The sequence below is a fragment of the Thermocrispum sp. genome (assembly GCF_002919275.1).
GTDB classification, from domain to species: Bacteria; Actinomycetota; Actinomycetes; order Mycobacteriales; family Pseudonocardiaceae; genus Thermocrispum; species Thermocrispum agreste.
Genome location: NZ_PKFA01000001.1, coordinates 1 through 22,814 on the forward strand (window position 1 = coordinate 1; position 22,814 = coordinate 22,814).

A 22,814-nucleotide genomic window follows, 5' to 3' on the forward strand; every position below is an offset into this window, starting at 1 on the left:
GCGACCCGCCGAATGTCTGGTGGACTTTCCGCTGCTGGGCGACGTGCGCATCAAGGCGCGGGTGGAGTCCTGGGGGCCGGGCCACGGCGGGGGTCCTCAGGCCGTCATCGTGGAACTGGCGACGGCGGTCGAGCAGACCGGCCCGCCACCGATGTTCCGGGCTGACGACCTCGACGGCCACCGGTTCCGCAGCCTCGGCTTCCCGCAGGGCATGCATGACGGCGTGTGGGCGGCCGGTGCGATCCGCATGTCGCCGAGCGGTCCTGTCGTGGCTGCCGATGCCCACGGCCAGCAGCTGTTCGACGGCTACGACGGGGCTCCGGTCTGGGACGAGCAGGTCGGCGCGGTCGTCGGGATCATCGCGATCGACGACGCCGACGCCCGGCTCATTTCCGTCGCCGATGTCCTCGGTGTCGACCCGCGATTGCTGCCCAACCCCTATCGCGGCCTGGAGCCGTTCGACGAGCAGCACACCGACTACCTGTTCGGCCGGGACGACGAGATCGGCCGGATCACCGCAGCCGTGGCGGAGCGGCCACTCGTCGGGGTCGTCGGCCGGTCCGGTGTCGGCAAGTCGTCGGTGATGCGCGCCGGAGTGCTGCCCAGGCTGCGCGCCGAGGGGGCCCAGGTCGCCGTTGTGCGGATGACGGGAGCCCAGTCGCCGACCGCAGCTGTCGCGCACGCGTTGTCGTCGCTGTTGCCGGACGACGACCCGCTGAAGCCGCCGGAGCGGATGGAGGCCGTGCTCGAGGCCGGCACGGCGGTGCTGCGTGCCGTCGCCACCAAGATCGCTGAGCAAGGCGGCGATTCGGGCGTCGTCGTGTTCGCCGATCAGTTCGAGGAACTGCCAGCGCCGCAGGCGGCCTCGGCGTTGCGGCTGCTGCTGGGTCTCGTGCGAGCGGCGGATGAGACGGGCGGTTCGCTGCTTGTCGTCCTCACGCTCCGCTGGGAGTCGCTCGCGCACGTGCTCACCGACGACAACCGTGCGGAGGTCGAGCGCGGCCTGGTGCCGATCGGTCACATGACCCGCGAGCAGCTGCGCGATGCGATCGTGCTCCCGGCCCGCCGAGCTCCCGGCCTGTATTTCGAGGACGGCTTGGTGGACCGGATCCTCGACGACGCCGCGGCGGAACCGGGACAGCTGCCACTGGTGGAGTCGCTGCTGGCGCAGCTGTGGCAGCAGCGACAGGGCGGAATGCTCACCCATGCCGCGTATCAGCAGGTGGGCGGCGTGCATGGTGCGGTGGCCGAGCAGGCGGAGGCCGCGATCAGGACGATCCCGCCAGCGGAGATGACCGCTGTTCGCACCCTGCTCACCCGGCTGACCACGCCCACGGACGGTGGCGGCTTCGTGCGGACCCCGGTCCCGTACGGCCAGTTGCCGTCGAACGAGCGGCGGATCGCCGATCATCTCGTCGTGCACCGGCTGCTGGTGCACGACCGTGCGCAGGACGGGACCCACGTCATCGAGTTCGCCCACCAGGCGCTGATCGACCACTGGCCTCGTCTGCGGGACTGGCTGGCCGCCGATCGGGAGTTCTTGCACTGGCTGCACGAGACGGAGCGCCACGCAGCCGAATGGGACCAGGCGAGCCGCGACCGCGGCATGCTGCTGCGTGGCCGCGCACTGGCATACGCGCAGCACTGGGTGCATGCACGCGGAGAATCAGTGCCGCCGTCGGTGCACGCCTACGTTGCCGCCGCATCCGCACGCAGCAGGCGGGACCGCCGGGTGCGCCGGAGTGTCCTTGCGTCGCTGGCCGTCGTGGTCGTGGCCACGATCCTCTTCGGGATACTGGCCAGTTATCAGAGCGCGGTGTCCGAGGAGCGGCGGGCCAGTGCCGCGGCCCATTCGATGTCCGCCCTGTCGGAAACCACGGCCCGATCCGACCCGGCGTGGGCCATCATGCTCGCGCTCGCCGCGTACCGCTCCGAAGCCGGCGAGCACACCGAGTCGGCGCTGGTGCAGCACTATCTGGCCTACCGTCACGTCGCCACCGTCCTGTCCGGCGCCTCGGGAGTCATCGAAAACGCCGACGCCAGTGCCGACGGTCGCGTCATCGCGGCGCGTAGCGTGGGCGGCCTGATCACGGTGTGGGTGCGCAGACCGGGCAAGGCCCCCCGTGTGTGGCACATCCTCGGCGCTCAGGCACTCGCCGTCGACGTCGCCGACGACGGCAGTGGCGTTCTCCTGGTGGAGGCGAAAGCGACGTCGTTCTACGACGTCGAAAAGCGGCGTAAGAAGTGGTCGATCCCGGTCGGTTTCGACGATCGAGTCGTCAGCGGGCTCGTGCACGGCACCGATGTCGTGCTGAGCTTCGGGGCGATCGGCTTCGCAGGCATGCCGACGGCGGACACCGTTCAGTGGTGGCGTGCAGACGATGGGGAACCGGTCCGCATCGGCGAGCGCAAGTCCCCGGACGGGCTCACCGCCCTGGGCTTCACGTCCGCCGGGAAAGTCGCGCTTGCCGACGGTGAGCGGCGCACCCAGTCGCTGGTGCTGTGGGACGGCGACACCGACGGGGTGCGGCAGATCGGTCGCCAGTTGATCGTGAAGCAGACGTCGCTGGACGGCAGCACCGTCGTGCACGGGACCATCTCGCAAGACCACGCCGTGGCGTGCCGCTACGACGGGATCACCAACTCGGCCACACTGGCGCCGATTTCCTTGCGGGACGGGTCCGTGGGCGAAGCCAGGAAAGTGGTCACGGTGCCGGGCGACTGTCCCCTCGGTTTCGACGCCCACTACGGCGATTCGGTCGCCGTGGTGCTCGGGGTCGTTGTCGACTTCCGCTCCGGCACCTCGGTGCCACTTCCCGTCAGGGCGGGCCGAGACTCGGACCTGAGGTTGTTCGGGCCGTTGATCCGCGACCGGGACCGGTACTACATGCTGCGGCACGACAGCAGGCGGGTCCTGATCGAGCCGCTGCCGGCCGATGCGGACAGCGTCGGTTCCGAAGTCCTCGGGTCCGTCACAGGCCCGGCGACGGCCGCGATGACGCCGGACGGCAAATACCTGATCACGGCCGGATCGGCTGGACAAGCGGAGGACGCTCGGCGATGGACCGTGCTGGTGACCAGGACCGAGGACAATCGCAACGTCGGGACGGCCGAGGCTTATGCGGAGTTCGTCAGTGTCGATCAGGACGGGACCCTGGTGGCGGTCGGCGACAAGGATGAAGTCGCCGTCCACCAGCTCCCCGACCTGAAGCGGTTGGCGACCGTTCCCCGGGACGGGCAGGACGTCGCCACGTACGACGATCCTCCGCAGTTCGTCGGCGAGTACCTGCTGACCACCGCCGGGGCGCGGGCCGACTGGTGGAATCCCCGGACCGGGGAAAAGGTCGCCTCGCTCGACCTGACCAAGCACGGCATCGAGCCGGACGTCGCCGGTGAGGTCCGCATCCTGCCGTATCCGAAGGGCGACCGGGTGGCCGTCATCCAGCCGGACTCCGACGAAGTCGTCATCGTGGACCGCGGCGGCCGCACCGTCGGCTCATTGCGCGTCGGGAGCCAGCCGACCTGGGTCGGGTTCGATCAGTCCGGCAGGTATGCGGCCGTGGTGACCGCCGGGGCGGGCCTGGCGGTGTGGGACTTGCGCGAGGCGAAGCAGGTGCTGGGCCCGTTGCCGGTGGTGAACATCCGGAAGTCACCGGCCAACCGCCCGCCCGTGGTGACGTTCCTCGACGAGCCCGGCAGGATCGCGCTGGCCGAGAGCGGCAAGGTGAGCTACTACCGGTTCGGGTCGTCACGGCCGGAGCGCGTGCTCGACCTGCGGGGACGGACAAGGCAGCGCACCGACACGATCTCGGTCTCGCGCGACGGACGAGTCCTCGCGGTCGACCTCGGGTCGACGGCGGTGGCCGTCCCGGTCGATGTTTCGGAATGGGTGCGCACGCTGTGCCGCGTCATCGATCACCGGGAGTTCACCAGCGAAGAGCGCGCCATGCTGCCGGGAGGCGTGGCCACCGCACCGCTGTGCTGATCGTGCCGCGGCTCGCCGCAGCGCGGGACGCGCTACTTGCGCTGCGCCGGGGCTTGCGTGTGCGGCGACTGCTGCCGGGACTGCGGAGCGGGCACCTCGGGCGCCGGGTCACCCTCCGCGGCTTCTTCGGCCTGCGCGGCGCGGTCACGCTCGCGCAGCTGCTGCCACACCACCGATTTGCGCTCCCAGCCCGATTCCGGCATGGCGTCGCCGCCGCCGATACCCAGGCTGCGTCGTGCGCACTCGTAGAAGCGGGCGCGGTCGCGGGCCGCCTGCTGCCACGTCTCGTCCCACATCGCCCGACTGCGCAGGCTGCCGTTGGCGAACCACTCCAGCTTCCAGACCACCTCGTGCCAGCGCCGGGCCGCGGCGATGGTGTCCGGGTCGCCCAACAGCAGAACGGCCTCCCACCGGTTGTTGCGCTCCGCGTCGAGCTCGGCCAGCATCGGCAGGCCCTCCTCAGGGGACAACGGCTTGTCCGATGCGCCGAACCCCCGGGTCGCCGCGATCCGAATGGCGATCTGCGTGTACTGCTTGATGATGTTCGCGTACGCCGCGTATGCGTCCAAACGGGCTTGATCCCAGCGTGCGTCACGCTCCCGGAGCCAGCGAGCACGAATGACCTGGGCGATGACCGCGTAGGTCACGACTGCACCGATGGCAACGCCGAGCAGGGGAAGGAGTTGCACAACGTAGGGCATACCGCCATCCTGAACTCTTTTTCGGCAAGGTCAAGGCGGCACAGTAGCGCCAGCGGGGGACAGAATCCACGTGACGAGGATGTGACGTTGTCGTTGCGTTGCCGCTACGTGTCCGGAATCGGACGATGTCGACAAAAAGGTGGCTTGACCTGCCGCCCGTCCGGCGGAGCATGATCGAAAACGACGCGATCGTGGGCTTCGTCGCGAAAAGGAAACCTTTCGAGCACGACTCGGAAGATCGGGCCACCGGTGAAATTTCTTCAGTTTCTGGCCGTCCCCGCCGACGGGGTGGCTGGCTTCTCGTGTCCCGTTCGTGCCATCGTCACGGGCCCAAGGTCTTGATTTTCGTCTCGCGGACGGACGGGGGAGGGCGATGCGGCGCGGCGCCCCGGCCTTGGGCGCCGGACGGCGATGGGACACGTCCCTCCCGGCGTTCACCCGCATCGGCACGGTCTGGGCACATCCGCGCCGGATCACTCCGGATGCTGCCCCGGCCGCGCTCGTCACGGACTGCATCGCAGCGCGGTGCGCTCTGGCCTGTCCAGCCGGTGTGCACGGGCGGCTGGCAGGGCATGGTCACCTTCACGCCTGCGACGTCGGCCCGATGGTGGGCAGGGACTGGCCGGCCGCGCCGGCCGACGACTCCGGCCCCCGACAGCTTGACCCGTCGCCCGTGGCGGTCGGGGGCCTGACCTCACGATGAGCTACGGCGGCCTTGTGCGGAGCTACGGAGGCCTTTGTCAGGAAGCGACCCGCGTGTCGAGCGCCAGCTCCCGCGAGCGGGCCCGGCGACGTGCCGGGATCACCATCGGTGTCCCGGTCTCCGGATCGTCGATCACCTGGCACTGCAATCCGAAGACGTCGGTGACCAGCTGCTCGGTGAGCACGTCGGACGGGTTGCCCTCGGCCACGATCGCCCCCTTGGACATCACGATCAGGTGGGTGGCGTACCGCGCCGCGTGGTTGAGGTCGTGCAGCACGGCCACCAGCGTCCGCCCGCCCTGCTCGTGCAGCTCGGCGCACAGGTCGAGCACGTCGATCTGATGCGCGATGTCCAGGAAGGTGGTCGGTTCGTCCAGCAACAGCAGCGGCGTCTGCTGCGCCAGCACCATCGCCAGCCACACGCGCTGCCGCTGACCCCCGGACAGCTCGTCGACCGGGCGATCAGCCAGGTCCGTCACGCCCGTGGCCGCCATCGCCTCGGCGACCGCCTGCTCGTCCTCGGCCGACCACTGCCGCAGCATCCGCTGGTACGGGTACCGCCCGCGGGAGACCAGATCGACCACGGTGATCGCGTCCGGTGCGACGGCGGTTTGCGGCAGCAGGCCCAGCCTGCGGGCCAGCGCCTTGGCCGGATAGGACGACAATTCCTTGCCGTCCAGCACCACGGTGCCCGCCTCCGGGGTCAGGATGCCGCTCAGCGCCTTGAGCAGGGTCGACTTGCCGCAGGCGTTCGGGCCGATGATCACGGTGAACGAGCCGGGCGGGATGGACACGTCCAGATCGCGGCTGACGATCCGGCGGTCGTAGCCCAGGGTGAGCCCCGACCCGCTGAGGTCGGTGTGGCCGTTGGTCATCGTTCATCCTCCCTGCCGCGTGCGGCTGAGCATCCAGATCAAGTAGGCGCCGCCCAGGCAGCTCGACACCACGCCGACCGGAGCCTGGTCCTCGCCCAGGCCGTGCTGGGCGATCAGGTCGCTGACCGACAGCAGCAGCGCGCCCATCAGCGCCGCGGGCAGCACGCCGGGTCCGGTCGCGGTGGTCAGCCTGCGCGCCAGCTGCGGGGCGGCCAGCGCCACGAACGCGATGGGGCCGACCGACGCCGTGGCCCCCGCGGCCAGCCCGACGCCCACCGTCGCCACGGCCAGCCGGGAGCGCTCGACCGGCACGCCGAGGGTGCGGGCCGAGGTGTCGCCGAGCTCGAGCATCAGGCATCGTCGGTGCAGCAGCAGTGCGATCGGCAGCAGCAGGACCACCGCCGCGCCGGCAATCGCCGCGTACCCGTAGTCGCGCCCGTTGAGGCTGCCGACCAGCCACCACGACGCCGACTGCGCGTCCAGCACGTCGGCGCGCATCAGCAGAAACGTGTTGGTCGACAGCAGCAGCAGCTGGACCGCGACCCCGATCAGCACCAGCCGGTAGCTGGTCGTTCCCCGGCGGTAGGCCAGACCGTAGACGACGACGGCGCTGGCCAGCCCGCCGATGATCGCGCCCGTGGCGACGAATTGCAGGGTCGTTCCGACCAGCAGGAACGCGGCCAGGGCGCCGGTGCTGGCGCCCGCGGTGAACCCGATGATGTCCGGACTGCCCAGCGGATTGCGCGTCAGGCTCTGGAACAGCGCCCCACTGGCGCCGAACGCGGCCCCGGCGGCCAGCGCGGTGAGCAGGCGGGGCAGGCGCTCCTCGAAGATCACGTAGTCGGTGTCGACGCTGCCGTTGCCGAGCAGGGTCCGCACCGTGTCCGGGACGGAGATCGGGTAGTCGCCGACGGCGAGCGAGATCAGCCCCACCGCGACCACCAGCCCGAACAGGGTCAGGCCGACGGCGACACTGCGCCGGTGCACCAGCAGCGACCAGCGGCCGCGGCGCCAGACCGCGCCGGGGGCGGGGGAGTGGGTGACCGTCATAGCCGCGGCAGCCTCCCGCGCCGGCGGATCATCGCGATCAGCACCGGGGCGCCGACGAAAGCCATGGTCACGCCGACGGCGACTTCGCTCGGCCGCACGATCACCCGGCCGACGACGTCGGCGACCAGCAGCAGCGTCGCCGCCAGCACCGTCGAGTAGGGGAGCAGCCAGCGGTAGTCGGGGCCGGTGATCATGCGCGCCAGGTACGGCACGACCAGGCCGACGAACACGATCGGCCCGGCGAGCACAGTGGCCGCCCCGCACAGCATGACCATCACCACCCCGGCGAGCCCGCGCACGCGCGCCCGCCGTACCCCGAGCGCGTGCCCGGTTTCGTCCCCGAGCGCCAGCACGTTCAGCGGCCGAGCCAGCAGCACGGCCAGCGCGGTGCCGAGTGCCAGGAACGGCGTCATCGCGGCGAGCTGGTCGGGATCGGGGCTGGCCAACGATCCGATGACCCAGCTTCGGTACGACTGATACGTCTGGTAGTCCTGCAGGACGATCGCGTAGACGATCCCGCTGAGCACATAGGTGACGGCCATCCCGGCAAGGATCAGTCGCACCGGGTCGGCGCCGCCCCTGCCGCGCACCACGATGCCGAACACCAGCAGCGCAGCCGCGGACGCACTGACGAAGGCGAACCACACCACCGACAACGGATGCGTCGTCCCGGCCACCGCGACGGCCACCACGAGACCGAGCGCCGCCCCCTGGTTGATGCCGAGCAGGCCGGGGTCGGCGAGCGGGTTGCGGGCGAGGGCCTGGGTCAGCGCGCCGGCGAGCCCGAGTGCCGCGCCCGCGGCCAGGCCGGTCAGCGTGCGCGGAATGCGCAGGTCGCGCACCACGATGTGATCGTCGACGGCCGGGTCGTAGTGGCGCAACGCATCCAGGACGACACCGAGGTCGATCGGCCGCGCGCCCAGGAAGACCGAGAGGACGACGGCGCACAGCAGGCCTGCGCAGGCAAGGACCAGCCCCGTCGCGAGACGGAAGCGGCGTGATCGCCGGGCCGGCCGTGCGCGGCTCGCCGGAGCAGTGAGCAGGTCAGCCGTCACGCTCTCTCCTCGCCGTCGCAGCCGTGCGTATCACGCGTCACTCCCGGCTAGACCGTCCCACTATCAGGGGTTAGCTTAGCCTTACTTAATTGCGGAGGTAAGGAGCAGTGCGCATGAGCACACGGCGGGCTGGGGCGCAGCGTGGCGACTTGGCGGTGAACAGGCGCGGGATCTTGCTCGGCGGTGCCGGGCTCGCCGCGTTGTTCGCGGTCGGCGCGTGCGGCAAGGTGGAGGACCGGCAGGACTCCGGCACAGGCGGTCCGTGGTCCTTCGTCGACGACCGCAAGCGCGAGGCCACCGCGAAAAGCACGCCGACGAACATCGTGGCCCAGATCAGCGCCGCCGCCGCGCTGTGGGACCTGGGCATCAAGCCGGTCGGCGTGTTCGGTGAGGCCAACGGCCCGGACGACCTGTACGGCAACGTCGACCTGGATGCGGTGACGTGGGTCGGCAAGTCGTGGGGCGAGTTCGACATGGAGAAGTTCCTCGACCTGCGCCCGCACCTGCTCGTCGCCCCGATGAACACGCCCGACCAGCTGTGGTACGTGCCGGAGGAGATGGCCGACAAGGTGGCCAAGCGGTGCCCGACGGTCGGCATCAAGCAGCTCTCGACCCCCGTGGACAAGGTCATCCAGCGGTACGCCGACCTCGCCGCCTCGCTCGGGGCCGACCTGGACGGGCCCGCCATCGCCGATGCGCGCAAGGCCTTCACCGCAGCGGTCGACGAGCTGCGCGCGGTGGCGGAGGAACGCAAAGATCTCAAGGTCGCGTTCGTGTCGGCGGCCGAGGAGTTCTTCTACTGGGCCAACCCGGACGTGTTCTCGGATGCGCTGTTGCTCCGCGACGCGGGCATCAACCTGGTGCAGCCGGACGTGTCAGACGAGCAGGACCCGCACTGGGACGCCGTGTCGTGGGAACAGGTCGCCAGGTACGACGCGGACGTTCTGCTCTACGACTCGCGCAACGCCCAGTTCTTCACCGAGAACCTGGACAAGTACCCCACGTTGGCGAATCTGCCCGCGGTCAAGGCCAAGCAGCTGGTGCCGTGGAACCTGGAGACACCGCCGTCGTGGGCGATCTACGCGCCCAAGCTGCGCGAGCTGGCGGACAAGCTGCGCGGCTTCCAGGCGAACGTCGCCGGCTGATCGACTCGTCCGGCACGCGCCGGCACCGGCTCGCCGTAGCGGGCGAACCGGTGCCGGAGTCGCCGACGGCCGCGCTCAGTTCCGGCCTGCCCAGGCCTGGGCCAACCCGACCCTGCCCCGAGTCTGCAGCAAGGATCCGGCGTAGATCCTGCTGGCCAGCAGCAGGACCGCGGCTGCCGTGGCGGCGACGACGGCCAACGCCAGCAGCGCCTCCCACGCCGCGGCCTCACCGGTGAACAGCCGGACCGGCATGGCCACCGACGCGGAGAACGGCACGTAGGACAGCACCGTCATCACCAGCGGATCGTCGGAGAAGAACATCACCAGGAAGTAGGGCAGCATCACCAGCATGGTGACCGATCCGGTGGTCGAGCCGAGGTCCTCCTGGCGGCTGACCAGCGCCCCCGCGATCGCCCACAGCGACCCGAGCAGGACGAACCCGGCCACGAGGAACGGCACGAACCAGCCGAGCGCAGGCGTGATCGCGGTGAGCAGCCCGTCCAGCTCGCCGAGGCGCAACGCGATCGGCGCGGCGGCGGCGAACAGCACGACCTGGCCGAGCGCCAGCACGGTGTGACCGAGCAGCTTGCCCGCCAGCAGGGAGCGCACCGGAACCGCGGCCACCAAGATCTCCACGATCCTGGTCTGCTTCTCCGTCACGGTCGACTGCGCGATGGCCAGGCCGCCCATGCCGAACATCAGGAAGACCAGCGCGAACACCATGATCACCAGCTGGCGCTGCCCGGCACTGACGTCGCCCTGCTCCAGCAGGTCGACCGGGGGAGCGGTGGTCAGCGCCGCGATGACGTCCATCGGTGGTTCGGACAACGCGATGATGCGGACCCCCGCCGGGTTGCCTTGCGCGTCGGGCACGACCGCGGCCTCGACCTCCTCGTTGCGGACCAGCTCGCGCGCGGTGTCCGCGTCGGCGACCGTCCGCACCTCGAATCCGGCCTGCTCCTGCAGCGCGTCGGCGGCCTGGCCCACCACGGCGATCGAGGTGGGGCCGCCGCCGATCACCCCGGGGAGGATCGCCGCGGCGAAAATGCCGATCAGGACGAGGACCAGCCCGATCCAGAAGCCCTTCATCCGCACGTAGGTGCGGATCTCCCGCTCGGCGACCAGCCTGGTGGCCGTCCATCCGGACACGGCTGCGGGTCCGGGTGCGTCCGTGCCTGCCTGCTCGGCGATCTCGGTGGTGGTGGTCATCGGACGACCTCCTTGAAGATCGTGTCGAGGGAGGGCACGATCGGGCGGAACGAGCGCACCGCACCGCGGCTCATCGCCGCACGCAGGACCTCCTGCTCGATCTCGGTGCCCTTGCGATCCAGGTCGAACACGGCGCGCGGGCCGTCGACGTCCACCACCCGCACGCCGGGGTGGTCGCGCAGCCAGCCTGCGTCCTGATCGACCACCAGCTCGAAGCGGTTCGGGCCGTAGCGCTCGCGCAGCTCGTCGCGGCTGCCCGTGGCGGCGATGCGGCCGCCCGCGATGATCACCAGGTCGTCGCACAGCTGCTCGACCAGCGCCAGCTGGTGGCTGGAGAACAGCACCGGGACGCCGGACCGCGCCCGCTTGCGCAGCACGCCGAGCACCACCTCGACGGCGAGCGGGTCCAGGCCGGAGAACGGCTCGTCCAGGATCAGCATCTCCGGCTCGTGCACCAGGGCGGCGGCGACCTGCACGCGCTGCTGGTTGCCCAGCGACAGCTGTTCGACCGTGTCGTCGGCGCGCTCGGTCAGCCCCAGCGCGTCCAGCAGCTCCGCGGTGTTGTCCCTGGCGCGCCGCCGGGACAGCCCGTGCAGCCTGCCCAGCCACTCGATCTGCTCGGCGACCTTCATCTTCGGGTACAGGCCGCGTTCCTCCGGCATGTAGCCGAACCGGCGGCGCCGCTGCGCGGTCAGCGGCTCGCCGTTCCAGCTGACTTCACCGCCGTGCGCGGCCAGCACGCCCAGGATGATGCGCATGGTGGTGGTCTTGCCCGCGCCGTTGGCGCCGAGGAAGCCGGTCAAGCGGCCGGGGCGGACGTCGAACGACACGTCCTGCAGCGCCCGGCGCTCGCCGAAGCTCCGGTTGATTCCCCTCACGGTCAGCATGCCCCGACACTAGGGCGGACGGGTGGCCGGGCGCGTCCTGCTGGAGATCCACTTTGCGGGTCGTTCGCGCGAAGGATACGCAGGTGAGCGGCCAGTGCGGGGCCGCTCGGCCTCAAGCGGCGGGCCGCACCGGCCGATCCCGGGTCGCACATCGCGACCTGGCCCGATGCCGTCAGCGCCGAGGGGAGACGATCCCGTGCTCGTAGGCGTAGACGACGGCATGGGTGCGGTCGCGCAGCCCCAGCTTGGCCAGGATGCGCGACACGTGCGTCTTCACCGTGGTCTCCCCGAGCACCAGTCGCTCGGCGATCTCGGCGTTGCTCGCCCCGCGCGCCAGCTCCACCAGGACTTCGTACTCCCGGTCGGTCAGTTCCGGGGGCCGCACGGCGGGCCGCTCGTCGTCCGGCTGCCGCTGCTGTTCCCGGGTGAACTCGGCCAGCACGCGGCGGGTGACCTCGGGGGAGAGCAGCGCGTCACCCCTGGCCACCACCCGGACCGCGCTGATCAGGTCCTCCGGCGAGGCGTTCTTCAGCAGGAAGCCGCTCGCCCCGGCGCGCAGCGCCGCGAACAGGTAGTCGTCGCGGTCGAACGTGGTCAGGATGATGACCTTGGTCGGGCACGTCGGGTCGGCGAGGATCTGCCGGGTGGCCGCGATCCCGTCGGTGCCGGGCATCTGCACGTCCATCAACACGATGTCGGGCCGCAGCTGCCGTACCTGCCGGACGGCCTCGGCACCGTCGGCGGCTTCGCCGACCACCTCGATGCCGGGCTCCGTCCCGAGGATGACCCGGAAGCCGGCGCGCACCAGTTCTTGGTCGTCCGCGAGGACGACACGGACATGCTCGGTCACGACGATCCTCCGCCAGGGGCTGCGACTGTGGTGAGGGGGAAGGTGGCGCGGACCCGGAATCCGCCGCCCGGTCGTGGGCCCGCTTCCAGCTCGCCGTCGTGCACCGCGACGCGCTCGCGCATGCCGAGCAGGCCGAACCCTTGCCTGCCGCCGGTGGTGGTGCCGGTCCCGTCGTCGGTCACCTCGATCTCCAGTGACGTTGCCCGGTAGCGCACCCGCACGTCCACCCGGCACGGCCCGGCATGCTTGATCACGTTGGTCAGCGCCTCCTGCACCACGCGGTAGGCCGACACCGCGACACCGTCCGGGACCGGTTGTTCGTCCCCGTAGACACCATGGGTCACCTCCAAGCCCGCGTTACGGGCGGAGGCGATCAACTCCGGGAGCTCGGCCATGCCCGGGGCGGACCGGCGGGCCTCGTCCGAGGCGCCGTCCGGCGTCGTTTCGGCCGCGGCGGTGATCCTGTCGTCGTCCGGAGTGTCCGACCGCAGCACCCACAGCAAGCCGCGCAGCTCACCGACCGCGCTGCGCGCCGTTTCCTCCACCGCGCGCAGCGCTTCGCTTGCCACGGAAGGGTCACGGTCCAGCACGCGGCGGGCGGCCGCGGCCTGCACGCCCATCACCGCCACGTGGTGCGCGACCACGTCGTGCAGGTCACGCGCGATACGCACCCGCTCGTCGACGACGGCACCGCGGATGTTGCGCTGCTGGGACAACCGGAGCTGCTCGGCGCGGTCGACCAGCTCGGCCTGTCTGCGCGCGGACAGCCAGGCCACATTGCCGAAGTGGTAGGCCGCGGCGAAGAACACCACGTTGAACAGGATGTTGTAGAGCAACGCGGCGATGAGCGGGTCCATCGGGCCCGCGGCGTGGTCGAACGTGTTGTCCGACGTGGTGACCGCGACGATCATCGAGTAGCCCAGCCACACGAACATCGCGACGATCACGCCGATGCGGGACAGGCGCGCCACGGTCCGGTCCGGTGCCCACGCGCCCACGGTGTAGATCGCCAGGAACAGCGCGATCGACGGGGCGATCGTCTCCGGGACCTGACGGAACTGGGCGGCGATGAACACCGCGCCCACGACAAGGAGGACGGTCACCGGGAAGCGGGTGCGGAGCACCAACGGCAGCGACAGGGCGGTGTTCCACAGGAACTGTTCCGGCAGGCCGGGTGGTTCGCCGAGCGCCAGCATGCCCGCGCTGTTGACCAGCACGGTGGCCAGCAGCGACCCGGCAAGCACCACCAGGCCGGTGATCACGTCGCGCCGCTGCTGGCGCCGGTCGGGTGGTGGGCGGCGCCACTGCTTGCGTTGTTCCTCCGACCACTGACCAGCCTCCATGGCGCCCGACGTTACCCAACGCCGGAGACGGTGGCGGGGTCGGTGAGCTCAGTGGTGACTGGTGGCTCACGTCGGGAGGTTGGTGGGCTCAGTGGTGACCAGCGGCCCACGCCGGGAGGTCGGCGTGGGCCGCTGGGGTGGTGCTTGTTCGGTTGCCGCGAGCGGATGCGTCAGCCGCCGGACGACGTCATCACCGGAGGCCGGTGATCAGCATCCGCCGCAGTTGTAGTAGGTGATGTCCCAGTGGTTGCCTTCCTTGTAGTAGATGTTGCCGGAGGCGGACCGCCACTTGTTGCCGCCGATCGACGTGAACGAGCGCTGGATGTAGTTGTTCAGACACGTGCTCAGGCTGGTGTCGAGCTTGTAACCGTTCCAGTGGCTGTAGGTGCCGCTGGCGTGCCCGGTCTCGGTGCCTCCGGTGATGTTGATCGCGCACCCGCTGGCCCGTTTGAGCGTCTGGATCCCTTGGATCGTGGTCAGGTTGACCTGCTCGAACGACGTGCAGTTCGGCTTGTTGCGGTCGCTGCAGTTGCCGCTGGACGACCACGTGATGCCCGCCGCGCGCAGCATCTTGGTGGCCTCGGCGTGGCTGAGCTTGGTCACCTGGGCGGTCGGCTGGCCCGCGCCGCTGGATGCCGTATCCGCTTCGGTCGCGTGCGCGACGGCACCGGTGAACGCCACCGTGCTCGCGGCGGCGGCACCCACGACGAACGCGCGCAGAAGATGTGTCCGCATGTGATCTCTCCGTCCCTCGCTACGGCGGGATGAGCGGCGTTCGCCGAGTCACCACCACCGTCTGCAATCACCATGAACGATCCGGATCACGTCCTTTTCGATGCCGGGCACGGTGAATTGCCTGGAGTGTGGTCGGCTCGAAAAGAACGCGCTCCACTGGGCAGAATAGAATCGCGCACGGTATGTCCCTAGGTCCGTTCGGGGGCATCCCGGAACGGATTTTCCACAGTTAGCGGCGTTCACTTCTTACCAGTATTTTCAGCGGCCCTAGCGCCGGCTTGCCGCCGCTGACCAGCACGCCTGCGGGAGCAAACAGTCATCCTGGGCGCATCTGGGCAAATTTCCAGCCGTCCGATCCGGGTTTGTCCGTGAATTCGCGGGACATCCGACGAAAGTCGGTACTCAAGACATGAAGAACTTTCTATCTTCGCGTTCCGGCGTGCTCGCCGACACGTCGGAACCCCCTGCTACGAAAGGCGATTCCATGTCGAGGAAATTCACCTGGATCACCGGTTTGGCGGGCGCAGCGGCCGCGCTGGCGTTCGCCGCCGCGCCGGTGTCCGGTACCGATGCCGCTGCCGCCGTGGCCGACGCCCCGCCCGGCGCGCACCAAGCGCATCCCATCACCGCGGAGGAGTTCGAGCAGCTGGCCGAGGCCGCGCAGCAGCCCGGCGCCACGACGGTGGCCGGCTGGCCGGTGCCCGAACCGCGCAGCTACCACATCACTTCGTCGTGCGCGCCGTATGCATCGGCCATCCGGCAGGGTGCGGCGGCCTGGGAAGGCCTGACCGAGGGCGGAGGCACCCCGGTGGAGTGCCGCAACAACTACATCACCGACTGCGGGGGCGGCAGCAACGTCGTCGGTTGCAACTGGGGCATGGGCCAGCGCATCGCGCTCTATCCCGGCGGTGTGAACGACGTCGCGCTGCTGGCTGCGCACGAATTCGGTCACGACTGGTACGGCCACTCGAACTACCAGTGCGCGGGCTGGGGCAGCCCGGCGGAAGTGATGGCGCCCACCATCTGCAACTACTGGGCGGGCACCGGGCAACGACTGGACTCCGATCAGGCCGGCTGAGGTGGCGCGGCAGTGGTGCGGCGCCCCGGGTCCCGGTGATCGGGGGCGCCGCACCCGGGCCCGGCTGTCACGACTGCCGCAGCAGCGGCACGATGTCCTCGGTCAGCTGGCTGAGGAACCGCTCCTGGTCGTGGCCCGGACCGTGGAAGACCAGGTGGTTGAAGCCGGCGTCGAGATACGGCTTGAGCTGCGCCATCGCCTCGTCCGGGTGGGAGGCGACGATCCACCGGCGGGCCACCTGCTCGATCGGGAGCTCGTCGGCCAGCCGCTCCATCTCCTCCGCCGAGGCCACGCTGTGCTTCTGCTCCGGTGTCAGCGACAACGGGGCCCAGAAGCGGGTGTTCTCCAGGGCGCGCTCCGGGTCACGGTCGTAGGAGAGCTTGATCTCGATCATCCGGTCGATGTCCGCCGGGTCGCGCTCCGCGGCGGCAGCGCCGTCGGCGACCGCGGGCAGCAGCTTCTCGGTGTACAGCTCCATGCCCTTGCCCGACGTGCAGATGAAGCCGTCACCGGCCCGCCCGGCGTACTTGGCCACCACCGGGCCGCCCGCGGCGACGTAGATCGGCACCGGCTGCTCCGGCCGGTCGTAGATCTTGGCGTCGACCAGCTTGTAGTACTCGCCGTCGAAGGTGACGTCGTCGCTGGTCCACAGCGCCCGAATGAGCCGCACGGCCTCCCGCAGCCGGGCGAACCGCTCCTTGAACTCCGGCCACGTGCGGCCGGACACGGCGATCTCGTTGAGCGCTTCGCCCGTGCCGACCCCGAGGATCACCCGGCCCTCGGACAGCAGCGACAGCGTGGCGAAGGCCTGGGCGACGACCGCGGGGTTGTAGCGGAAGGTCGGGGTCAGCACGCTGGTGCCGATGGTGATCCGGCTGGTGCGCTCGGCCACCGCGCCGAGCCACACCAGCGCGAACGGGGCGTGCCCGCCGTTGTTCCGCCACGGCAGGAAGTGATCGGAGATCATCACCGTGTCCAGCCCGAGCTCCTCGGCCCGGACCGCGTATTCCACCAGCTCACGGGGCGCGAACTGCTCCGCGGACGCCTTGTATCCCACCTTGATCGTCACCGGCGCTCCTTCCCTCGGTCACCGTGGCCGGATCGAGCACCCGCCCGGAAGCCGGCACGCCCCTACAGTAGTCACCATCGGGCGCGACGGTGATCAAGCGCCTGCCGGCGCCCCGGCCAGCTGATGCAGCCGTTCGAGCGCATCGAAGACCACGGTCCTGCGATGCCAGTCCAGCCAGTGCCCGGTTTCGCCCGCCAACCCGTCCACCATGCGGACGACGTCGTCGTCGAGATCGGCGGTGTCGGCATGATGCGTCGACACCACACCGAGAGACCGTCCGGACGACGCGCACAACGGCGTGCTGCAGATGCGGCGGACGCCGTGGGCCAGCAGGGCATGCTGGACGACGGGACTGATCTCGGTTCCGGTCGACAAGTCCGCATCGACCCTGACCCGGGCCCGATGGGCGCGTGCGCACGGCGTGGGATCGGTCAGTGCGATCCAGGCGAAGTCGCGGACCAGTGTTTCCGGCATGCCGTGCTGGCATTCCAGCGCCAGGCCGTCGTCCAGCGGAGCGATGCTTTGCGCACTGCCGCCTGCCGCGTCGGTAGCACGTATCACCACAGCCAGCAGCGAGCGCAGCACGCTCCGGACGGTGCGGGCCGCTTGCGGGCCCGCGGGGAAGCTCAGCGGCGGCTGCGGGGTCTTGCGGCGGCCGGGAAACCACGTCGGCCCGGTCGGCGCGGGTGCCCGGAGCACCGCGGCGGCCAGGATGCGCACCGGCACGTTGTGCTGTTGCGAGGCCCGGGCGAGTGCCGTGAAAGCCGATTCGGGCCCGGGCAGGTCGTAGCGGTGCCGTACGACGTCGATGGCGTCGGCGACGAGCGCTCGGTTCCGCAGCGCGCGGAGGTCGAGCTCGGTGGTGGGCCGGTCGGTGGTCGCGGACGGCGGCTCGAGGCCTTCGGTGGCCAGCATGGCGCGCGCTTCGGCCACCGTGGCCACGGTGGGGACCGGGCTGGTCAGCGGTCGCCCGCCGGTGATCACCACACAGTCGCCCTCCGCCGCCGGGAGGACGGGTGCGGTGCGCTCCGGTCGCTCGGCGTGGGAGACGTCGACGAGCAGATGCCGTCCGGGCCGGCCGTAATCGGACAGGACCTGCCGGATCACCGCGGCGGACGCGGCACCGAGATCGCCGACGAACGTGATCAGGAGGGTGGTGGGAGAAAGCTCCGTGATGCGAACACGGAGGCCTGCTGACGGCATACGTGGAACTCCTTGCCGTGGCGGACGAAGGAAGCACCACGTTGCTGGACGCCTCCCCCCACCGTACGGCACGTCGGCGCGGGCCGGCCCGATGTGGTCGATCGCACCCGTTCCACCGGTAAGTATTTAGCCGCGCTAAGCGATGGACCTGGTGTCAGCGGAGTGCCATCTGGAGAACCCGGAGGATCTTGATCTTTGTCGCTCACCAGCTCCGACCGAGTCAGTGCCCGTACCTGGTTGATCTGGTCCGCCGCCGTCATGGTGTACGTGCTGGCGGTGTTTCATCGCACGACGTTCGGCGTCGCCGGTCTGGAAGCCGCGGAACGCTTCGGGGTGGGAGCGGCCGCGCTGAGCACGTTCACCGTGCTGCAGATCGCCGTCTACGCCGCGATGCAGATCCCCACCGGGGTGCTGGTCGACCGGTTCGGTCCGCGGGCCGTCCTCACCGCCGCGCTGATCTTCCTCGGCAGCGGCCAGATGCTGATCGCGGTCGCCGACCAGTACTGGCAGGGACTGCTCGCCCGCGGCGTGCTCGGCGTCGGTGACTCCCTCACCTTCATCGCGGTGCTGCGCATCGCGGCCAGCCACTTCCCGGCCCGCCGGTACACGCTGGTGGCCGCACTGACCGGAGCCCTCGGCTTCGTCGGCAACCTGGCGGCGACGATGCCGTTGACCCTGGCGCTGGCCGGATTCGGCTGGCTGCCCACGTTCCTGACGGTCGGACTGGCCACGGTCTCGTACGTGCTGGTCGTGCAGTTCGCCGTGCGGGAAGCGCCGCACGAAGCGGCCGGTCGGCCGAAGCAGGTGGCCGTCCGGCAGCTGGGCCGTCAGGTCACCGAGGCGTGGCGGGTGCCCGGCACCCGGCTGGGCTTCTGGGTGCACTTCACCACGTCGTTCAGCCCGAGCGTGCTGAGCCTGATGTGGGGCATGCCCTACCTGGTGCGCAGTCAGGGCTACACCGAGACGCAGGCCAGCGGGCTGCTCATGGTGCTGGTGTTCGGCTCGATGCTCGGTGGTCCGGCGGTGGGCGCCTACATCGGCAGGCGCCCGGAGATGCGGATGCCGCTGGTGATCACCTACCTGGCAGGCTCCGCGGTGTGGTGGGGGTTGCTGCTCGGCTGGCCCGGCAGGCTTCCGCTGCTGGTGCTGGTGCCCGCGCTGGTGTGGGTGTCGCTCGGCGGGCCCGCGTCGATGATCGCCTTCGCCCTGGCCAGGGACTACAACCCGCTGTCCAGGGTGGGCACGGCCACCGGCGTGGTCAACGTCGGCGGCTTCACCGCGATCGCCGTGTCGATGTGGCTGGTCGGCGTGCTGCTCGAACTCACCGGGGACAGCTTCCGCATCGCCCTGCTCGGCGTCGTGGCGCTGTTGGTGCTCGGCAGCTGGCGGGTGGCCGTCTGGTGGCGCCGGGCTCGCGCCGCGGTGTTCCAGGCGCAGGCTCGTGGCGAGGACGTCCCGGTCCAGCTGCGCAGGCGGGCATGGGACGTGCAGATCCCCGAGCCCAGGGAGCCGATGCGGGACGGTGAACGCCGGTTGGCCCGTGCGGACGCCCGTTAGTCGGTAGCGGCCAGCGCGGTCCGCGGGGTGCGCATGCGGACCAAGCCGATGCCGAGCACGCCGGCGGCCAGCACGCACAGCACGATCGCCACCACGAACGGGGCGTGCGCGGCGCCGAACCACTCGGCGATCGGTCCGACGAAAGTGGCGGCCAGTGCGCCGCCCGCCCAGCGCAGCACGTTGTAACCGGCGCTGGCCACCGGCCGCGGCGCGTCGCTGACGCTCATGGCGGCCCCGGTCAGCAGGGTGTTCAGCAGCCCGGAGATCAGCCCGCTGACGATCACCCCCACGGCCACCAGCGTCTTGTCGCCGAGCGCCAGCACGACCATGAGGACGGCGTAGCCGCAGATGGACAGCACGGTGGCGAGCTCGTCGCCGATGCGTGCGGCCAGCCGGGGCGCCAGCACCACACCGGCCACCGCCACGCTCACGCCCCAGCCGAAGAACACCAGGCCGACCTCGATGGCGCCCCACTGCAGCACGAAGGGCGACCAGGCGAGCACGGTGAAGAAGGCGGCCGTGTAGAGGGCGGAGGCCACCGAGGTGCGCAGCAATGCCCGATGGCGCAGGGCGCGCAGCGGATCGAGCAACCGGATGTGCTGTCGTGGCAGGCCGGCGTCGGACTGCAGCAGGAAGATGCTGAGCAGCAGCGCCACGGCCATCAGCACGGACGTGCCGAGGAACGGGCCGCGCCACGACAGGTGGCCGAGCGCGGCACCCAGCAGCGGGCCCACCGACAACCCCAGGCCGAGCGCGGCCTCGTACAGCAGGATGGCGCCGCGCTGGCCGCCGGAGGCTGCGCCGACGATCACCGACAGCGCGGTCGCGATGAACAGCGCGTTGCCCAGGCCCCAGCCGGCGCGCAGCGCGATGAGTTGCTGGATCGACCCGGCCGCCGCGCACAGTGCGGTGGTGATCACGATCAGGGTCAGGCCGATCACCACGGTGCGCTTGGCGCCGAAGCGCGCGGTGGCGATGCCGGTGAGCAGCATGGCCACCACCTGGACGCCGAGATAGGCGGAGAACAGGGCGGTGACCTCGGAGGGCGTGGCGTGCAGCCCTTCGGCGATGGACAGCAGGATCGGGTCGACCAGTCCGATGCCCATGAACGCGATCACCGCGGCGAACGCGGTGATCCACACCTGCTTGGGTTGTCCGCGTACCGCGTCGAGCAGGCGTGGCTCAGCACTCATGTGGTGGTCCTCCGCAAAACTTTCCCAGTGCGCAAAGAAATTACTTACCGATGCTAACAATCGATGCGCCTGCGGAGGCGGCCACGCGGGGTGTGGGATTGGCCACGGGCGCCGCGACCGCCGGCACGCACGCCACGGGGCCGAGGCTCGGTCATCGGGCATGACGGCGGCCACTTCGCTTGCCGAAAGCAGCGATCGCGGTCGTCACAATGGAAACCGCGATCGCCGAAGCGATCGCGGTGTGGGGGCGCCGTGGCCGCGGCGCCGGGTAGGCCCCGCGGCCACGGCCGATCACCGGGCGAGATACCGCAGTTGCCGGGATTTGGCGGCCTCGAAGTCGGCCCTGGCCGCCTGGACCGCCGAGCGGGACGACGTCTCGGGGACGCCGACTTCCCACCAGGCACCCGACTCGGTCCACGTCGTGGGATGGGTCCGCAGCACCACCACCGCGGGCCGCCGCTCGCTGATGGCCAGCTTCCTGGCCTCCGCGTAGGCGTCGGCGAACTCGCCGGGCTCGTCCACCGACAGCACCGAGCAGCCGAGCGACGCCGCGTGTGCGGCGAAATCGGTCTGCGGGGGAGTGTCGTGCGACGTGCGGCAGTCGGAGTACATGTTGTTGAACGCCGCGTTCCCCTGACCGCGCTGCAACCGGTCGATGACGGCGTAACCGCCGTTGTCGCACACCACCGCGACGAACGGATGGCCGGCGAACGCCGCGGAGTACAGCTCGGAGTTCAGCATCAGGTACGAGCCGTCCCCGACCAGCGCGGTCACCAGGCCGCCGCGCTCCAGCCGGTCCATGCGGGCGATGGCGGCACCCCACGCGCCGCACAGCTCGTAGCCCATGCAGGAGAAGCCGTACTCGACGTCCATGGTCGGCTCGGTGGCGTCCGGCACGGTGCGCCAGCCACCGATCAGCTCCCCGGGCAGCCCGCCGGAGGCGGTCAGCACGTAGTCGTCCGGGCCGCTCGCCTCGTTCACCTCGCCGACCACCTGGGCGTAGGTGGCCACGCCGTCGACCGGGTTGCGCAGCTTGTCGACGTGCGCGTCCCACTTGGCCCGCTCCTCGGCGGCCCGGCCGGTCCAGGCCTCGGGCGCGCGCCAGTCGCCGAGCGCCGCGGTCAGCTCGGTCAGCGTCTCGGCGGCGTCGCCCACCACGGCCACCGCGCCGTGCTTGACCGCGTCGAACCGCGCCACGTTGATCGACACCATGCGCATCTCGGGCGCGAACACGGTCCACGACGCCGTGGTGAAGTCCTGCAGCCGGGTACCGACGGCCAGCACCACGTCCGCCTCCGCGGCCAGCGTGTTGGCCGACGACGACCCGGTGATGCCGATCGGGCCCGCGTGGTTCGGGTGATCGTGCGGCACCAGCGTGCGTCCCGCGGTGGTCTCCGCCAGCGGGATGCCGTGCTTGGTGGCGAACTCGGCGGCCTGCTTGCCCGCCAGCGAGTAGCGCACGCCGCCGCCGAGGATCATCAGCGGCCGCTCGGCCCGGCGCAGCACCTCGGCCGCCTCGGCCACCTCGCGGGTGTCCGGCCGCGGCCGCGGGATGCGGTGCACCACCGGCTCGAACAGCGACTCCGGGAAGTCGAACGCCTCGGCCTGCACGTCCTGCGGCAGCGCGATCGTCACCGGGCCCGCCGTCTCCGGGTCGGTCAGCGTCCTGGCCACCTGCGGCAGCGTCGCGATGAGCTGCTCCGGCCGGGTGATCCGGTCGAAGTAGCGGGACACCGCGCGGAACGCGTCGTTGACCGTCACGGTCGGCTCGCCGAAGTGCTCCACCTGCTGCAGCACCGGGTCCGGCGCCCGCCCGACGAACGTGTCGCCGGGCAGCAGCAGCAGCGGCAGCCGGTTGGCGTGCGCGACACCGGCGGCGGTGACCATGTTCAGCGCGCCGGGGCCGATCGACGACGTGGCCACGGCGACCTGCCGCCGCTGCGTCGCCCTGGCGAACCCGGCGGCGGCCAGCGCCATGCCGCCTTCGTGGTGCCCGCGCCACACCGGCAGCTGGTCCTTGTACTCTTCCAGCGCCGCTCCCAGCCCCAGCACGTTGCCGTGGCCGAAGATCGCGAACACGCCGCCGAACAGCGGCCCAGTCGAGTTGTCCGGCAGCTCGACCTGCTGGGCCACCAGCCAGCGGACGAGCGCCTGCGAGGTTGTCAGCTTCAGCGTGG

The 22,814-nt window shown here is 70.6% G+C and carries 17 protein-coding genes; 4 read left to right on the top strand and 13 right to left on the bottom strand.

What is annotated here, in order from left to right; all coding sequences use genetic code 11:
• Window positions 1-19 precede the first annotated feature (19 nt).
• Window positions 20-3,985 carry an nSTAND1 domain-containing NTPase gene (locus CXP56_RS00005; RefSeq protein WP_286898923.1) on the top strand — a complete coding sequence of 1,322 codons (3,966 nt, stop codon included), beginning with the start codon at window positions 20-22 and terminating at the stop codon, window positions 3,983-3,985.
• A gap of 32 nt (window positions 3,986-4,017) precedes the next feature.
• Here the strand turns inward: CXP56_RS00005 and CXP56_RS00010 are convergent, their stop codons facing one another.
• The 4 genes from CXP56_RS00010 to CXP56_RS00025 all read right to left on the bottom strand — a co-directional run bounded on the left by CXP56_RS00010 (window position 4,018) and on the right by CXP56_RS00025 (window position 8,368).
• On the bottom strand, window positions 4,018-4,686 hold the full coding sequence (locus CXP56_RS00010) for a hypothetical protein (protein WP_286898926.1): 669 nt from the start codon (window positions 4,684-4,686) through the stop codon (window positions 4,018-4,020).
• 740 nt (window positions 4,687-5,426) lie between these two features.
• A complete protein-coding gene (locus tag CXP56_RS00015) occupies window positions 5,427-6,263 on the bottom strand; it encodes an ABC transporter ATP-binding protein (protein WP_028846449.1) in 837 nt (278 codons plus the stop codon).
• A 3-nt stretch (window positions 6,264-6,266) separates the two neighbouring features.
• Window positions 6,267-7,313, bottom strand: a complete 1,047-nt coding sequence (locus CXP56_RS00020) for a FecCD family ABC transporter permease (RefSeq protein WP_028846450.1) — start codon at window positions 7,311-7,313, stop codon at window positions 6,267-6,269.
• Window positions 7,310-8,368 carry a FecCD family ABC transporter permease gene (locus CXP56_RS00025; protein ID WP_038044352.1) on the bottom strand — a complete coding sequence of 353 codons (1,059 nt, stop codon included), beginning with the start codon at window positions 8,366-8,368 and terminating at the stop codon, window positions 7,310-7,312. Before CXP56_RS00025 ends, CXP56_RS00020 begins: the two co-directional genes overlap by 4 nt.
• 113 nt (window positions 8,369-8,481) lie before the next feature.
• Here CXP56_RS00025 and CXP56_RS00030 point away from each other — a divergent pair, with 113 nt between their 5' ends.
• Window positions 8,482-9,513 (top strand): ABC transporter substrate-binding protein, encoded by a 1,032-nt coding sequence (locus tag CXP56_RS00030; RefSeq protein WP_084608870.1) that lies wholly within the window; start codon window positions 8,482-8,484, stop codon window positions 9,511-9,513.
• A gap of 75 nt (window positions 9,514-9,588) precedes the next feature.
• On the opposite strand, the gene CXP56_RS00035 is transcribed toward CXP56_RS00030, so the two are convergent.
• The 5 genes from CXP56_RS00035 to CXP56_RS00055 all read right to left on the bottom strand — a co-directional run bounded on the left by CXP56_RS00035 (window position 9,589) and on the right by CXP56_RS00055 (window position 14,537).
• Window positions 9,589-10,722: an ABC transporter permease gene (locus tag CXP56_RS00035; protein WP_286898934.1), complete on the bottom strand. Its 1,134-nt coding sequence runs from the start codon at window positions 10,720-10,722 to the stop codon at window positions 9,589-9,591.
• Window positions 10,719-11,609 carry an ABC transporter ATP-binding protein gene (locus CXP56_RS00040; RefSeq protein ID WP_286898936.1) on the bottom strand — a complete coding sequence of 297 codons (891 nt, stop codon included), beginning with the start codon at window positions 11,607-11,609 and terminating at the stop codon, window positions 10,719-10,721. The genes CXP56_RS00035 and CXP56_RS00040 overlap by 4 nt, the downstream gene beginning before the upstream one ends.
• Before the next feature lie 172 nt (window positions 11,610-11,781).
• Window positions 11,782-12,459 carry a response regulator gene (locus tag CXP56_RS00045; protein ID WP_286898938.1) on the bottom strand — a complete coding sequence of 226 codons (678 nt, stop codon included), beginning with the start codon at window positions 12,457-12,459 and terminating at the stop codon, window positions 11,782-11,784.
• The gene (locus CXP56_RS00050; protein ID WP_286898939.1) at window positions 12,456-13,802 is read right to left on the bottom strand and encodes a sensor histidine kinase; all 1,347 of its coding nucleotides are present in this window, start codon (window positions 13,800-13,802) and stop codon (window positions 12,456-12,458) included. The genes CXP56_RS00045 and CXP56_RS00050 overlap by 4 nt, the downstream gene beginning before the upstream one ends.
• A 207-nt stretch (window positions 13,803-14,009) precedes the next feature.
• Window positions 14,010-14,537 (bottom strand): hypothetical protein, encoded by a 528-nt coding sequence (locus CXP56_RS00055; RefSeq protein WP_028846457.1) that lies wholly within the window; start codon window positions 14,535-14,537, stop codon window positions 14,010-14,012.
• 484 nt (window positions 14,538-15,021) lie between these two features.
• On the opposite strand from CXP56_RS00055, the gene CXP56_RS00060 reads away from it, so the two are divergent.
• Window positions 15,022-15,615: a hypothetical protein gene (locus CXP56_RS00060; RefSeq protein ID WP_286898941.1), complete on the top strand. Its 594-nt coding sequence runs from the start codon at window positions 15,022-15,024 to the stop codon at window positions 15,613-15,615.
• Between the two features lie 67 nt (window positions 15,616-15,682).
• On the opposite strand, the gene fgd is transcribed toward CXP56_RS00060, so the two are convergent.
• A complete protein-coding gene (fgd, locus tag CXP56_RS00065) occupies window positions 15,683-16,684 on the bottom strand; it encodes a glucose-6-phosphate dehydrogenase (coenzyme-F420) (protein WP_028846459.1) in 1,002 nt (333 codons plus the stop codon).
• Between the two features lie 93 nt (window positions 16,685-16,777).
• Complete coding sequence (locus CXP56_RS00070) at window positions 16,778-17,887, bottom strand: ANTAR domain-containing protein (RefSeq protein WP_286898944.1); 1,110 nt, start codon at window positions 17,885-17,887, stop codon at window positions 16,778-16,780.
• A 258-nt stretch (window positions 17,888-18,145) separates the two neighbouring features.
• Here CXP56_RS00070 and CXP56_RS00075 point away from each other — a divergent pair, with 258 nt between their 5' ends.
• The gene (locus tag CXP56_RS00075; protein ID WP_051309619.1) at window positions 18,146-19,444 is read left to right on the top strand and encodes an MFS transporter; all 1,299 of its coding nucleotides are present in this window, start codon (window positions 18,146-18,148) and stop codon (window positions 19,442-19,444) included.
• Here CXP56_RS00075 and CXP56_RS00080 read toward each other — a convergent pair.
• Complete coding sequence (locus CXP56_RS00080; protein WP_286898946.1) at window positions 19,441-20,637, bottom strand: MFS transporter; 1,197 nt, start codon at window positions 20,635-20,637, stop codon at window positions 19,441-19,443. The two genes, CXP56_RS00075 and CXP56_RS00080, sit on opposite strands and share 4 nt — an antisense overlap.
• Before the next feature lie 291 nt (window positions 20,638-20,928).
• Window positions 20,929-22,809: a 3D-(3,5/4)-trihydroxycyclohexane-1,2-dione acylhydrolase (decyclizing) gene (iolD, locus tag CXP56_RS00085; protein ID WP_028846461.1), complete on the bottom strand. Its 1,881-nt coding sequence runs from the start codon at window positions 22,807-22,809 to the stop codon at window positions 20,929-20,931.
• Between the last annotated feature and the right edge of the window lie 5 nt (window positions 22,810-22,814).